This window comes from Dokdonella immobilis (assembly GCF_900115085.1).
Taxonomy (GTDB): domain Bacteria; phylum Pseudomonadota; class Gammaproteobacteria; order Xanthomonadales; family Rhodanobacteraceae; genus Dokdonella; species Dokdonella immobilis.
In genome coordinates this window covers 1-13,089 of the sequence record NZ_FOVF01000022.1, presented here as the reverse complement: position 1 = coordinate 13,089, position 13,089 = coordinate 1, and the positions used below count along the sequence as shown (strand labels likewise).

11 protein-coding genes are annotated in these 13,089 nt (G+C 66.1%); 8 read left to right on the top strand and 3 right to left on the bottom strand.

All coding sequences use genetic code 11. The features are described from left to right. Positions 1 to 66 precede the first annotated feature (66 nt). Together BM125_RS13810 and BM125_RS13805 are read right to left on the bottom strand one after the other, a co-directional pair. Positions 67 to 2,856, bottom strand: coding sequence for a serine/threonine-protein kinase (locus tag BM125_RS13810; RefSeq protein ID WP_175498092.1), 2,790 nt, complete (start codon positions 2,854 to 2,856; stop codon positions 67 to 69). Positions 2,857 to 2,893: 37 nt separating this feature from the next. Further along, complete coding sequence (locus tag BM125_RS13805; protein WP_092408969.1) at positions 2,894 to 3,439, bottom strand: ECF-type sigma factor; 546 nt, start codon at positions 3,437 to 3,439, stop codon at positions 2,894 to 2,896. Between the two features lie 144 nt (positions 3,440 to 3,583). On the opposite strand from BM125_RS13805, the gene BM125_RS13800 reads away from it, so the two are divergent. Next, a complete protein-coding gene (locus BM125_RS13800) occupies positions 3,584 to 5,647 on the top strand; it encodes a carbon starvation CstA family protein (protein WP_092408967.1) in 2,064 nt (687 codons plus the stop codon). 74 nt (positions 5,648 to 5,721) lie between these two features. Beyond that, positions 5,722 to 5,916 (top strand): YbdD/YjiX family protein, encoded by a 195-nt coding sequence (locus BM125_RS13795; protein ID WP_092408965.1) that lies wholly within the window; start codon positions 5,722 to 5,724, stop codon positions 5,914 to 5,916. Positions 5,917 to 6,021: 105 nt separating this feature from the next. Here the strand turns inward: BM125_RS13795 and BM125_RS13790 are convergent, their stop codons facing one another. Further along, positions 6,022 to 6,720, bottom strand: a complete 699-nt coding sequence (locus BM125_RS13790; RefSeq protein WP_092408963.1) for an aspartate/glutamate racemase family protein — start codon at positions 6,718 to 6,720, stop codon at positions 6,022 to 6,024. Positions 6,721 to 6,873: 153 nt separating this feature from the next. Here BM125_RS13790 and alkB point away from each other — a divergent pair, with 153 nt between their 5' ends. The 6 genes from alkB to BM125_RS13760 all read left to right on the top strand — a co-directional run bounded on the left by alkB (position 6,874) and on the right by BM125_RS13760 (position 12,643). Beyond that, positions 6,874 to 7,518 carry a DNA oxidative demethylase AlkB gene (gene alkB, locus BM125_RS13785; RefSeq protein WP_092408961.1) on the top strand — a complete coding sequence of 215 codons (645 nt, stop codon included), beginning with the start codon at positions 6,874 to 6,876 and terminating at the stop codon, positions 7,516 to 7,518. Between the two features lie 180 nt (positions 7,519 to 7,698). Next, positions 7,699 to 8,031: a preprotein translocase subunit YajC gene (gene yajC / locus BM125_RS13780; protein WP_092408959.1), complete on the top strand. Its 333-nt coding sequence runs from the start codon at positions 7,699 to 7,701 to the stop codon at positions 8,029 to 8,031. 152 nt (positions 8,032 to 8,183) lie between these two features. Then, a complete protein-coding gene (secD, locus tag BM125_RS13775) occupies positions 8,184 to 10,046 on the top strand; it encodes a protein translocase subunit SecD (protein WP_092408957.1) in 1,863 nt (620 codons plus the stop codon). Between the two features lie 16 nt (positions 10,047 to 10,062). Then, positions 10,063 to 11,025, top strand: a complete 963-nt coding sequence (gene secF / locus BM125_RS13770; RefSeq protein ID WP_092408955.1) for a protein translocase subunit SecF — start codon at positions 10,063 to 10,065, stop codon at positions 11,023 to 11,025. Between the two features lie 201 nt (positions 11,026 to 11,226). Then, on the top strand, positions 11,227 to 11,781 hold the full coding sequence (locus tag BM125_RS13765) for a hypothetical protein (protein ID WP_092408953.1): 555 nt from the start codon (positions 11,227 to 11,229) through the stop codon (positions 11,779 to 11,781). Positions 11,782 to 11,869: 88 nt separating this feature from the next. Then, positions 11,870 to 12,643, top strand: a complete 774-nt coding sequence (locus BM125_RS13760) for a pseudouridine synthase (protein WP_425429629.1) — start codon at positions 11,870 to 11,872, stop codon at positions 12,641 to 12,643. Positions 12,644 to 13,089 lie beyond the last annotated feature (446 nt).

Here is a 13,089-nt window from a genome sequence, read left to right as displayed (position 1 = left end):
GACCCGGCGGCGATCCGCACGCTGCGCCACGGGTCCACGTGGTGCCGCAATGCGCTTTGCGGCGTCCTATAGCCCGAGCACGGCGCGATCCTGCTCCGCGAGCAGGATTGTCGGCGCAGCGAGGGCGCGCGCCTGGGCGATGGACCGTGCGGCGGCGGCAGCATCGTTGTCGGCCTGTTCGGCGCGGGCACGCAAGGCCAGCAATGCGGTGAGTTTCAAGCTCGCGACGGGATTGGTCGCTTGCTGTCGCGTCAACGCCAAGTCCGCCTCCGCGCGTGCCTCGCGGCTGCGTCGGAGGGCAATGAGGGCATTCGTTCGTTGCACACGACAATCGATTTCGCTGGTCGTGTCCGGAATATCGAGTGCCTGGACGATGGCAAGGCCGTTGTCGATCTCGCCGAGGGCAAGTTCAGGCTGGCCCCGCGCAATGGCCAGTTGTCCGGCGATGCAGTGCGCATCCGCGTTGCCAACGTCGGCGGGCGAGTTGATCCTGGCCAGCCCTGCCTTCGCCTCGTCCAACAAGGCCGCGGCCTGGTCGTGGCGTCCGAGTTCGATCAAGGTCTGCGACCAGTGCAGACGGGTGCGTTCCAGCTCCCATTGCAGTCCGACCTGTTCGACATGCGCAGCGAACACCGCATGCGTCGACTGATAAAGGCGCTCCGCCGCTATGAGTTCATGCCGTTCCCGATGCCAGCGTGCCAGCAGCTGCAAGGTCAGTCCGGCATCCGCGCTCTGCGCGCCGCGGGTCTCGATGTCGATCTGCCGTGACTCGTCGAGTGCCGCCTTGGCCTGGTCGAACCGCTCCATGTCGATGAGGAATTCGGCGTAGCCGCGCAAGCCCTGCGACAAACGGAAGTAGGGCGCGGCGCCGACGCTGCGCATCAGCGCGTTGCCCTCCGTGTACAAGGCCTCGACTTCATTGAATTTGCCGAGCCGGTACTTGGACCGGGCCAGGTGATAGAGGTTGCGGGCCAGGGTTTCATTGCGAGGCAGGCCCAGCCGCCGCCAGCGCGTGATGGCTTCGGTGAGCAGGACTTCGCTGTCGGCGTAGCGGTTGAGCTTGCTGAAGACCTGACCGAGAAACGCTGCGGTGGAGACGCTGTCGATCGAGTCGGCACCGAACACCCGTTGTGCCTTCTTCAATGCGCGATGGCCGATTTCGACGGCGCCGTCCGCATCGTCGGCATAGGCGCGCGTTGCCGCGTACAGGAGCAAGGCCGAGACCGCGCCCTCGGTATCCACGCCATCCAGCACGGGCAGCAGACCCTTCATCAGGCTGTCGGCTTCGGCCGTTCGGTCGGTGTCGTGCAGGAGATTGCCCTTGCTGACCATCGCGGCGATCCATTCGGGCGACGCCGCGCTGCTGCCCTGCTCGTGCAGGTGCACGATGGCTTCGTTGATCAACCGTTCGGCCTGGCGGTTGTCGCCGTTGCTGCGCGCGACTTCGGCCAAGGTGGTAAACAGCTGCGCGCGCACGAGGGGATCGAGATCGGAGTCCTCGCGTGCGTTCTTCGCCGCTTGCGCCACCAGGGCTTCGGGCGTGGGCCTGTCCGCCTTGGGCAGGTCGGCGCTGGCGGTCGCCAGCAAGTCGACGATGAAATCGAGCGTGGTGTTCGCGCGCACGGTCGCGCGTTCGGCCAGGGCGGCCTGTTCGCGGGCCAGCCGCGCCTGCCACAGCGCCATGCCCAATGCGGCCAGGATGGCCAGCAGAAAGGCCACCGTACTGGCGACGCCGCCCTTGTGGCGCAGCATGAACTTGCGCGTGCGATACCAGCGCGAGGGGATCTGTGCGGAGACCGGCTGCCTGGCGAGCAGGCGTTCGATGTCGTCGGCGAGTCGTCCGGCCGAGGCATAGCGACGTGCCGGGTCGGCATCCAGCGCCTTGAGGATGATGGCATCCAGGTCGCCGCGGACCTGGCGGCGGGTGATCGGCGTCGCAGCGGCCCCGCCCGCGGGACTTTCGTTGGTGATCCGGCTCGAAGGCGTGCGGTCGCTGCCATCGTTGACGAGTTCCCCCGTCACCAGTTCACCGAGCAGGACGCCCAGCGCGTAGACATCCGTAGCCGTGGTGATCGGACCATCGTCGCGCTGTTCCGGAGCGGCGTATGCCGGGGTGAAGGCGGGCATCTGCGTGCGCGCCGACTCATCCTCTTCGGCCAGCAGCTTGGCGATGCCGAAATCGAGCAGCTTGACCTCGCCGTCCTCCGTGACCAGAACGTTCGAAGGCTTCAGGTCGCGATGCACGATCAGGGCGCGGTGCGCAGCCTCGACAGCGGCACAGACCACGCCGAACAGGCGCAGGCGTTCGTCCAGTTCCAGGCCCCGCGCGCGGGCGAAGTCGGTAATCGTGCTGCCCTCGACCAGCTCCAGGGCGATGTAGGGCAGGCCGGATTCGTGGACGCCACCCTCGATCATGCGCGCGATGTTCGGATGCCGCAGCTGGATCAGCGCACGCTGCTCGCGACTGAACAGCCGTTGCGCTTCCGGGCTGTAAAGGCCGCGCCGCATCAGCTTGAGGGCGACATGCTGGACGGCCCCTTCGATGTTGCGGACGGCGCGGAACACCGTCGACGAGCCGCCCTCGCCGAGAATTTCGAGAAGCTCGAATGGTCCGACCCGACTGCCCGGCGGCAGCAACTCGGCGGCGCGTGCCGGACCGATCGCCACCGACAGCCGGTCGAGGGCATCGGGCAGCAGCGGTTCCCCGGCGTCCGCGTCCGCCGCGATGAGCGCTTCCACCCGTGCCCGTTGCACGGGATCGGGGCAATGACGGTCGAGAAAATCCCCGCGATCGGACGCCCCGAGCGCAATCGCGGCTTCGAAGACTTCACGCAGGGACGGGTAGGACCGGCTCATCATGCGTGCAGGGAACGCCGTTTGCCGCTGCTGCGTGTCATCCGCCGAGCTCGCTCTTCAGGAACGCCCGGGCGAAGCGCCAGTCGCGTGCGACCGTGCTGCGGGCCACGCCGAGCGTTTCGGTGATCTGGTCCTGGCTGAGCCCGCCGAACCAGGTCAGTTCGACGACCTGGGCGGCCCGGGCGTCGAGCTCGGACAATCGTTGCAGGGCCTCTTCCACGGCCATCGCTTCTTCGGCGCTGTCGATGGCAAGCCGGTAGTCGCTGCCGGTGAGGGTCGTGCGCATCCAGTCGCCGCCGGCGCGCAGGCGCAGGCGATCGCGCGCCCGATCGGCGAGCAGATGCCGCATCGCGCGTGCCGCGTAGGTGAAGAACTGGTTTGGATGGGCGAAGGACAGCTCGCGGTTGTTGCCGATGCGCAGGTACAGATCATGCACCAGCGCGGTCGTGTCCATGGTGCCGCGGCCGCCCTGGGCCAGGCGCCGGCCTGCCATCGCCTTGAGGCGGTCGTAGACCTGGGCGAAAAGGGCGTCGGTCCGCAGGGGGGCCGATGCCGGACCAGACGGCTTCGCTTCGTCATCCATTGCCGGTTCCTCCGCCCGCCCAGTCTACTCCAGGCAGGCCGGGCGAGGCGGCGCACGCCAGGCCGCATAGTGCGGCGCAGCTTGACGGTCCGAGGGTCCACGCACACCCTGCGGGCTCGATATCCCTTGCCCCGGGAATACGCGATGAAGTCGCTTGCAGGAAAGTTCATCTGGCTCGTTCTCGGAGTGCTCGGAGCATTCAGCCTCGGGGTCGTCGCGCTCGATCGCGGCGAGACGATCAACGCGGTCTGGCTGGTCACGGCGACGGTGTCGATCCTGTTGATCGCGTATCGGTTCTACAGCCGCTTCATTGCCGAGCGCGTGCTGCAACTCGATGCGACGCGGGCGACGCCGGCCGTGCGCAAGAACGATGGCCTCGATTTCGTGCCGACCGACAAGAGCGTCGTTTTCGGCCATCACTTCGCGGCGATCGCCGGTGCGGGTCCGCTGGTCGGCCCGGTGCTCGCCGCGCAGATGGGCTACGTGCCCGGAACCCTCTGGATCCTCATCGGCGTGATCTTCGCCGGGGCCGTGCAGGACTTCATGGTGCTGTTCTTCTCGACCCGCCGCGACGGCAAGTCGCTCGGCGACATGGCGCGGTCCGAACTCGGACCGGCCGCCGGAATCGTCGCCATGATCGGCGTGCTGATGATCATGTTCATCATCCTCGCCGTGCTCGCCCTGGTCGTGGTCAAGGCCCTCGCGGCGAGTCCATGGGGCACTTTCACGGTCGCCATGACGATGCCGATCGCCATTTTCATGGGCGTCTATCTGCGCTGGCTGCGGCCCGGACGCGTGCTCGAGGTCTCGATCATCGGCCTGGTCCTGCTGCTCGTCTCGATCTGGCTCGGCGGCGTGGTCGCGCACGATCCGGTCTGGGCCGGGCGCTTCCATTTCGAAGGCCGCGAACTGGCCTGGATGCTGATCGGCTACGGTTTTTTCGCTTCGGTGCTGCCGGTCTGGATCCTGCTCGCCCCGCGCGACTACCTGTCGACCTTCCTCAAGATCGGCACGATCGTCCTGCTCGCCATCGCCATCCTGATTGCCGCGCCCGAGATGCGCATGCCGGCAATGACGCGCTTCATCGATGGCAGCGGGCCGGTTTTCGGTGGCAGCCTGTTCCCGTTCCTGTTCATCACGATCGCCTGCGGCGCCGTGTCGGGCTGGCATTCGCTGATCTCCTCGGGCACGACGCCGAAATTGCTCGCCAACGAGGCCGAGGCGCGCGCGGTCGGTTACGGCTCGATGCTGATGGAAGCTTTCGTCGCAGTCATGGCCCTGATCGCCGCCTGCGTGCTCGATCCGGGTGTCTATTTCGCGATGAATGCGCCGACCGCCCTGCTCGGGACCTCGGTTGATACGGCCGCACAGGCGATCAGCCAACTCGGCTTCGTGATTACGCCGGATGTGCTGAGCCAGACCGCCAGCCAGATCGGCGAGACGACGATCCTGTCACGCACCGGCGGCGCGCCGACCCTGGCCGTGGGAATGGCCCAGATCATCCACGCCATCATTCCGGGCGAGGGCATGATGGCGTTCTGGTACCACTACGCGATCCTGTTCGAGGCGCTGTTCATCCTGACCACGGTCGATGCCGGGACGCGCGTGGGCCGTTTCATGATCCAGGAACTGGCCGGCCTCGTCGTGCCTCACCTCAAAAAGACCGAATCGTGGACCGCGAACACGATCGCGACCGCGCTCTGCGTCGGCTGCTGGGGCTATTTCCTCTACCAGGGCGTGGTCGATCCGCTCGGCGGCATCAATACGCTGTGGCCGCTGTTCGGAATCGCCAACCAGATGCTCGCGGCGATCGCCCTGACCGTCTGCTGCGTGATCCTGATCCGCATGAAGCGCGATCGCTACGTCTGGGTGCCGCTGGTGCCGACGATCTGGCTCGTCATCTGCACCCTGACCGCGGGCTGGCAGAAGGTGTTCGACGACAACCTGCGCATCGGCTTCCTCTCGCACGCGGCGAAATACAGCGACGCGCTGGCCCGGGGCGAAGTGCTCGCGCCAGCGAAGAATATGGCCGAGATGCAGCGCATTATCGTCAACGACCACGTCAATGCCGGCCTCGCCGCACTGTTCATGGCGATCGTGGTCTGCGTCGTGCTGTTCGGCCTGCGTGCGGCGCTCAAGGCGCGCCGGATCGCCGCGCCGACCGCAATCGAGACGCCTTACGTGGCGCTGGCGTCGGTGCGCTCGTGAGCGCGGTCTCTGGCATGGAAACAGCGCAGAAGCGTGCCGCGAACCGGGGCAGGGCGTCGACGGGACTGGGCCCCATGCGCGCGGCGGTTCTCGCCGGCTGGCAGGTGGCGGTCCGCATCGCGCGCGCTGCGATCGGCGTCCCCGACTACCCGACCTATCTGGCCCACCAGCGGCGCCATCATCCGGAGCGCACGCCGATGAGCTACGAAGCCTTCTTCGCCGAACGTCAGGCCGCGCGCTATCGGGGCGGTGGTGGTCGCTGCTGCTGAGCGTGCCGGGCCGTCACTGCTTCGGCTGCGCGCCGGGCAGCCGGTCGATCTTGCCGTGACGCCTTGCCGTGCCTCGGCCAGGTCCGCGGCCGGGCCGGCCATCCGTCAGCCCGATGCAAGCGCGAAATCCACCGCGCCGAGCGCGTGGATCGCGGTGGTGTCGAACAGCGGAACGCTGGCATCCGAAGCGCCGACCAGCAGCGATATCTCCGTGCAGCCGAGCACGACACCCTGCGCACCGCGCTCGACCAGCGAGGCCATGATGCGACGGTACTGCTCGCGCGAGTCGTCCAGTATCCTGCCGAGGCAGAGTTCCTCGTAGATGACACGATGCACCCGTTCGCGGTCCTCGGCTTCGGGAATCAGCACCTCCACGCCGTGCGGGTAGGAAATCCGGTTTCGATAGAAGTCCTGTTCCATCGTGAAGCGCGTGCCGAGCAGCCCGACCCGGGTGAGGCCAGCCGCATGGATCGCGGCGGCGGTGGCATCGGCGACATGCACGAGTGGAATCGTCACGGTCTCCTCGATCGCGGCCGACACCTTGTGCATCGTATTCGTGCAGATGACCAGGCAATCAGCGCCGGCAGCCTCGAGCGCGGCCCCGGCCTGTGCGAGCATCACGCCCGCTGCATCCCAGTCGCCAGCCATCTGCAGGCGCTCGATATCGTGGAAGTCGACGCTGTAGAGAACGAGTCGTGCCGAGTGCAGGCCGCCGAGACGCTTCCTGACCTCTTCGTTTATCAGCGAATAGTAGGTCAGCGTGGACTCCCAGCTCATGCCGCCGATCAGGCCGATCGTCTTCATTCATGCCTCACGTCGAAAGCGGACCCGGTCGATTGTCATCGTTTGTCGCAACAAGTAAAACCTCCCGATGGCCCGCCACCACCTTCCCACGACCGGTTCCGTCCAGCCGACCGTTGGCCAAGCCCCGCCACCGCGCCGGACCCGGTGCTGAACATGGACCTCTTCGATTCCCTCGACGTCGAACCGCGCGAGGAGCGCTTGGGTCCCGGCGCCGTCGTGCTGCGCAATCTGGCGCGTGATCGTGCGGCTGCCATTCTGGCCGCCATCGACCCGGTGCTGGCGGCAGCGCCGCTGCGCCGGATGATCACGCCGGGCGGCTCGCCGATGTCGGTGCGCATGAGCAATTGCGGCGCGCTCGGCTGGACCAGCGATCGCCGCGGCTACCGCTATGTGGAGCGCGATCCGCTCGATGGGCGCGCATGGCCGCCGATGCCCGACCTCGTGCGCGAAATCGGCCGCGACGCTGCCGCGCGCGCCGGCTTCCCGGGCTTCGAGGCCGATGCCTGCCTGATCAACTGCTATGAACCCGGGGCCCGGATGTCCCTGCACCAGGACCGCGACGAGCGCGATTTCGGTGCGCCGATCGTTTCCGTATCGCTCGGCCTGCCGGCCGTCTTCCTGTTCGGGGGCCCTGTGCGCAAGGACAAGCCCCTGGCCATTCCGCTCCGGCATGGCGACGTCATCGTCTGGGGCGGGCCTGCCCGGCTCCACTTCCACGGCGTGCGACCGTTGCAGGATGGCGAGCACCCGCTGACGGGTCACTTTCGCTACAACCTGACCTTGAGGAAGGCGGGCTAGTCGGCATCGGCCCCGGGTCGCGCTGTCGGGCCGGCGGCAACCTGCGGGCGGCGCCTGCGCGGGCGAAAACCGCGCGGGGAGGGGCTTTCGCCGTGCGCTGGAGCGGCTGCCATGGCATAATCCGCGACCTTTTTGGCGACCCGGAATCGACCGGGCCTACCGCAACTCCTTGGAGACACAATGGATTTTCTGATCAGTTCCGCGTATGCGCAGGCCGCACCGGGCGCCGCCGCGCCGAATCCCCTGATGTCGTTTCTGCCCCTGATCATCATCTTCGGCATCTTCTACTTCATGTTGATCCGGCCGCAGATGAAGCGCGCCAAGGAACAGCGCGCGATGATCGCGGCCCTGGCCAAGGGTGACGAGGTGCTGACCAACGGTGGCCTGCTCGGCCGCATCGAGGACATTGCCGAGACCTTCGTCACCCTCGAGATCGCCGACAAGGTCAGCGTCAAGCTGCAGAAGAGTGCGATCACCGCGGTCCTGCCCAAGGGCACCATCAAGCAGGCTTGAGAACAACTCGGGTATCCCCACTGGGTGCAGGGGCAGGGCGGACAGCGTCCGCGTGCCCATCGCCCGGCAGTCGCGAGACCGGCCGCCGGGTCCTGCAGGCAAGAGGCAATACCCGGATTCCCGGCAACAGCGTAAAACCGGATTGAACCGCAATGAACGATTTCCCCCGATGGAAACACACCCTGGTCGCCCTGGTGGCGGTGCTCGGCGTGTTGTTTGCAGTGCCCTCGCTGTACCAGAAGCAGCCTGCCGTGCAGGTCCTGGCGAACAAGAGTGGCATCGTCGATGAAGCGCTCAAGGAGCGCGCCCTGCAGGCCCTGCAGCAGCGCAAGATCGAGTTCCAGGAAGTAGAGATCAAGGACGACCGCCTGCTCGCTCTGTTCGGCAATACCGACTCGCAGCTGGCCGCGGCCAGCGCATTGCGCACCGATCTCGGCGACAACTACACGGTGGCTCTGAACCTCGCTTCGACCGTGCCGCAGTGGATGCGCATGATCGGCGCCAACTCGATGCCGCTCGGCCTCGACCTCCAGGGTGGCGTGCACTTCCTCATGCAGGTCGACCAGAAGAGCGTGCTGCAGGGCCAGGAGCAGCGCTATGTCGACGACATCCGCTCACTGCTGCGTGACAAGGAAATCCGCAACGCCAAGGTCGACCGCGGTGCCCAGGGCATCGTCGTCCAGGCCAGCAATACGGCCGACCGCGACAAGATCGCCGCCGCCATCGGTAGCGAACTGATCGATCTCAACGTCACCGACGGACCGTCCATCGGCGATTCACCGACCCTGATCGCCAAGGTCAAGCCGGAGCGCATCAAGCAGATCGCCGACAACACGATCAAGCAGAACGTCAGCACCCTGCGCAACCGCATCAACTCGCTCGGCGTGGCCGAGCCGCTGATCGTGCAGCAGGGCGACAGCCGCATCGTGGTGGAATTGCCCGGCTTGCAGGACACGGCCGAAGCCAAGCGCTTGCTCGGCGCGACCGCCACCCTCGAATACCGCGCGGTCGACGAGAGCGTCAACGTTGCCGAAGCGGTCCGTACCGGCTCGGTGCCGCCGGATTCGCGCATCTACTACTTCAAGGACGGCCGTCCGGCCGTGCTCAAGAAGAAGGTCATCGTCACCGGCGACGAACTGGTCGATGCTTCCAGCGCCGCCGATCCGCAGAGCGGCGAGCCCGCCGTGTCGGTCGCGCTGAACTCCGCCGGTGCGCGCAAGATGCTCGACTTCACTTCGCAGAACGTCGGCAAGGGCATGGCCGTCGTGCTGGTCGAACGCATTCCCGAAGTCCGCATCGTCGATGGCAAGGAAGTGCGCAGCGCCAAGATCGAAGAGAACATCATCAGCCTGGCAACCATCCGCGGCGTGTTCTCGAACAAGTTCCAGACCACCGGCCTTGAGAGCATGAAGACCGCCTCGGACCTCGCCCTGATGCTGCGCTCGGGCTCGCTGGCCGCGCCGGTCGACATCGTCGAGGAGCGCGTGATCGGCTCGACCCTCGGCGCCGACAACATCCGCAAGGGCGTCACCGCGGTGATCGTCGGCCTGCTGCTCGTGGTTGGTTTCGTCGCCGTCTACTACAAGATCTTCGGCCTCATCGCCGACCTCGCCCTGATGATGAACCTGGTCCTGCTGGTCGCCATCCTCAGCATCTTCCAGGCCACCCTGACCCTGCCCGGCATCGCCGGTATCGTGCTCACGCTGGGCATGGCGATCGACGCCAACGTGCTGATCTGCGAACGCATCCGCGAAGAACAGCGCAACGGCATGACACCATTCGCCGCGATCCGCGGCGGCTACGAAAAGGCCTGGGCGACCATTCTCGACGCCAACGTCACCCACCTGATCGCCGCCTTCGGCCTGATGACCTTCGGTTCCGGTCCGATCCGCGGCTTCGCGATCACGCTGACGATCGGCATCCTCACGTCGATGTTCACTTCGGTGACCGGCACCCATTCGCTCGTCGCATTGATCTTCGGCCGCGCGGCCAAGCTCAAGGCGCTGCCGGTCTGACCTCAGGGATTCATCCATGGAACTCTTCAATCCGAACAGCAAGATCGACTTCATGCGCTGGCGCAAGGTTGCGCTGGGCATCTCGGCGATCCTCATGGTCATCTCCGCCGCGATCATCTTCGTGCGCGGCCTCGACTACGGCCTCGACTTCACCGGCGGCGCCAACATCGAAGTCAGCTACGACAGCGCGATCGATGTCGCCGACGTGCGAGCGGCGCTGACCGCCGGCGGCTTCGACAAGGCGGTCGTGCAGACCTATGGCGGCACCAACGATTTCGCCATCCGCATCGTTGCCGACGAATCGGCCGAGGCGACCGAAGAGGCGACCTCGGCGGCCAACGACAAGATCGGCAACAACGTGCTCAAGGCCCTGCGCGCGGCGCGCGCCGACGCCAAGGTCAAGAGCAGCGAATTCGTCGGCCCGCAGATCGGCGACGAACTGCGCAACGACGGCCTGGTCGCGGTCATCTTCGTCATCGCCGGCATCTCGATCTACCTGTGGATCCGCTTCGAATGGCGCTTCGCCGTGTCCGCGGTGGCGTCGGAAATCCACGACACCCTGCTCACCGTCGCTGCGTTCGCCCTGACCGGCCGCGAATTCGACCTGCCGGCCCTGGCTGCCGTGCTCTCGGTGGTCGGTTACTCGATCAACGACAAGATCGTCGTCTTCGACCGGGTCCGTGAAATCTTCCGCTCCTCGCGCAAGGGCGATCCGGCCGAGATCCTCAACCGCTCGGTCAACTCGACCCTGTCGCGCACGATCATGACCGGCGTGACCACGGCCCTGGCGGTCGGCACCCTGTACTTCCTCGGCGGCCCGGCCCTCGAGAACTTCGGCCTGATCATGCTGATCGGCATCTTCATCGGCATCGCTTCCTCGATCTTCTTCGCCAACCCGGTGCTGTTGCTGCTCGGCGTGTCGAAGCAGGACCTGATGCCGGTTTCGAAGAACGACCCCGAACTCGAACGGCGCCCGTAAGCGCCCTCACTGGCTGGACTCGACGGGGCGCTTCGGCGCCCCGTCTGCTTTCCCGTATTCCTGGATTCCCCCGTTGCCCAGGCAGGCGCAGCGCACTGGGGCTTTTCGCGGTTCCCGAGGGTCGCGAAAGAGCAGGTGGTGTCCCCTTTGGGCGCAGACTTCCGTGGAACCTGTGGACATTCCCGACGTGAGGATACGACCATGACTTCCCGCTGCTTTGATCGCTTCGGCGGATTGATGGCGACCCTGGTTCTGATGGTGTCGGTCTCCGCGCACGCGGACGAGACGGATCCGTTTGGCGGCCAGGCGCTCAAGCCGGGTGAGAAGCACGACGGCAAGGTGTTGACCGTCGACGAACTGATCGCCTGCATCGATCTTCAGCGCGACCTGCACGGTCAGGAGAGCAAGGCCGACAGCCTTGAACTCAGCGCAGACCTTGCAGAGTCCCGTTATCGCGGACTGGCACAGATCATCGACGCCGAACGCCGCACGCTGGACGCGACCGACCAGCACGCCATCGACGACTTCAACGCCAAGGTCCGCGAACAGGGCGAGGCTGTGGATGCCTACAACGACCTGGTTGTCCAGCTGAATGGGGCGCTGTCCAAACAGGATGCCCTGGCCGGGCAGTTCAATGCGCAGTGCACGACATCCGCCTACTACGCTTCGGACCTGACCCGGGCCTATTCCATTCGCGAACGCCGGCTTGCCGAGTCCATCGCCAGGGAATCGGGCAAGCGCGACGGAAATCGCTAGCCCGGCCTGACGGCATGCACGGGTGGGCGGTTCCGATGCCCGCTGCCTGATTAGAATGCAGCAGTCCGCCGGAGACCTGCTGTTGACCATCCCACCTCGCCGACCCGCACGAAAGGCCGAAGCGTCGACACAGCGAACGCACGGGCTGGCGCGTGTCCTCTCCAAGCGGGGGCTGTGTTCACGCAGCCAGGCCGAGACCCTGGTGCGCGACGGACGCGTGCGCGTGGATGGCAAGCTGATCCGCGATCCTGAATCGCGCACGCATCCGGCTGCGCGGATTGCCATCGACGACACCGCTGCCGGCGAAGTCGCGCGACGCTATCTGATGCTCAACAAGCCGCGCGGCCTGGTGACCACGGCGAACGACGAACGCGGTCGCGAGACGGTGTACGCACTGTTCGCGGACGCGGGCTTGCCATGGATCGCTCCGGTGGGACGCCTGGACAAGGCCAGTGAAGGCCTGCTCCTGTTCAGCAACGACAGCGAATGGGCGGCCGCGATCAGCGCTCCGGAATCGCAGCTCGACAAGACCTATCACGTGCAGATCGACCGGCTTCCCGACCCCGATCTGCTCGCGCGCATCCAGGTCGGCGTTCGCGATGGTGGTGAACTGCTGGCAGCGAAATCGGCAACGGAACTGCGTCGTGGCGAGAAGAATGCATGGCTGGAAATCGTCCTCGATGAAGGCCGCAACCGGCAGATCCGGCGCCTGCTCGCCGCGCTGGATGTCTCGGTGCTGCGCCTCGTGCGCGTCGCGATTGGATCGTTGCGCCTGGGTGCCTTGGGCAAGGGCGAGTGGCGGGTGCTCGATGAGGATGAGGTTCGCGCGTTGGCGCGACCGACGGAACAGGTTCGGCGGTAGTTCCGGTGTTGGTCCTGGGCGGATATGGGCTCCCGCTCGCCATCGACCCGTTCCCCTTCGACTGGCCGGTGCAGGCTTCAGACGCGATGCTTTTCCGCAATGCCCGAAATCCAGAACCGTCGTCTCAGCGCGCGTCGGGGCCCAGTGCCCTGGCTGCTCCTCTTGCTCTTGCCTCGCTTCGCGACGCAATCCTGGATTCAAGGCAATCCTTTCACTCGCCTGCGGCGAGCGAGTCACTTCGCTTCTCCCGTAGGAGAGCCTTCAGGCGCGATGCTTTCCTGCACGATTCGAACTTCTACATCGTCGTCCCTGTGCAGGCAGGGACCTTGTTACTCCTCTTCTGCGCTTGATCGTGCATCGCTTCGCGGCGTATTCCTGGGGCAGAAGCAGAGCTTTCACTTGCCTGCGGCGAGCGAGTCACTCCGATTCCACTGTAGGAGCGCCTT

Excerpts from the sequence above, each read along its gene's own strand:
- BM125_RS13810 (WP_175498092.1), bottom strand. The coding sequence starts at position 2,856 with ATGAGCCGGTCCTACCCGTCCCTGCGTGAAGTCTTCGAAGCCGCGATT.
- BM125_RS13805 (WP_092408969.1), bottom strand. The coding sequence starts at position 3,439 with ATGGATGACGAAGCGAAGCCGTCTGGTCCGGCATCGGCCCCCCTGCGG.
- BM125_RS13800 (WP_092408967.1), top strand. The coding sequence starts at position 3,584 with ATGAAGTCGCTTGCAGGAAAGTTCATCTGGCTCGTTCTCGGAGTGCTC.
- BM125_RS13795 (WP_092408965.1), top strand. The coding sequence starts at position 5,722 with ATGCGCGCGGCGGTTCTCGCCGGCTGGCAGGTGGCGGTCCGCATCGCG.
- BM125_RS13790 (WP_092408963.1), bottom strand. The coding sequence starts at position 6,720 with ATGAAGACGATCGGCCTGATCGGCGGCATGAGCTGGGAGTCCACGCTG.
- alkB (WP_092408961.1), top strand. The coding sequence starts at position 6,874 with ATGGACCTCTTCGATTCCCTCGACGTCGAACCGCGCGAGGAGCGCTTG.
- yajC (WP_092408959.1), top strand. The coding sequence starts at position 7,699 with ATGGATTTTCTGATCAGTTCCGCGTATGCGCAGGCCGCACCGGGCGCC.
- secD (WP_092408957.1), top strand. The coding sequence starts at position 8,184 with ATGAACGATTTCCCCCGATGGAAACACACCCTGGTCGCCCTGGTGGCG.
- secF (WP_092408955.1), top strand. The coding sequence starts at position 10,063 with ATGGAACTCTTCAATCCGAACAGCAAGATCGACTTCATGCGCTGGCGC.
- BM125_RS13765 (WP_092408953.1), top strand. The coding sequence starts at position 11,227 with ATGACTTCCCGCTGCTTTGATCGCTTCGGCGGATTGATGGCGACCCTG.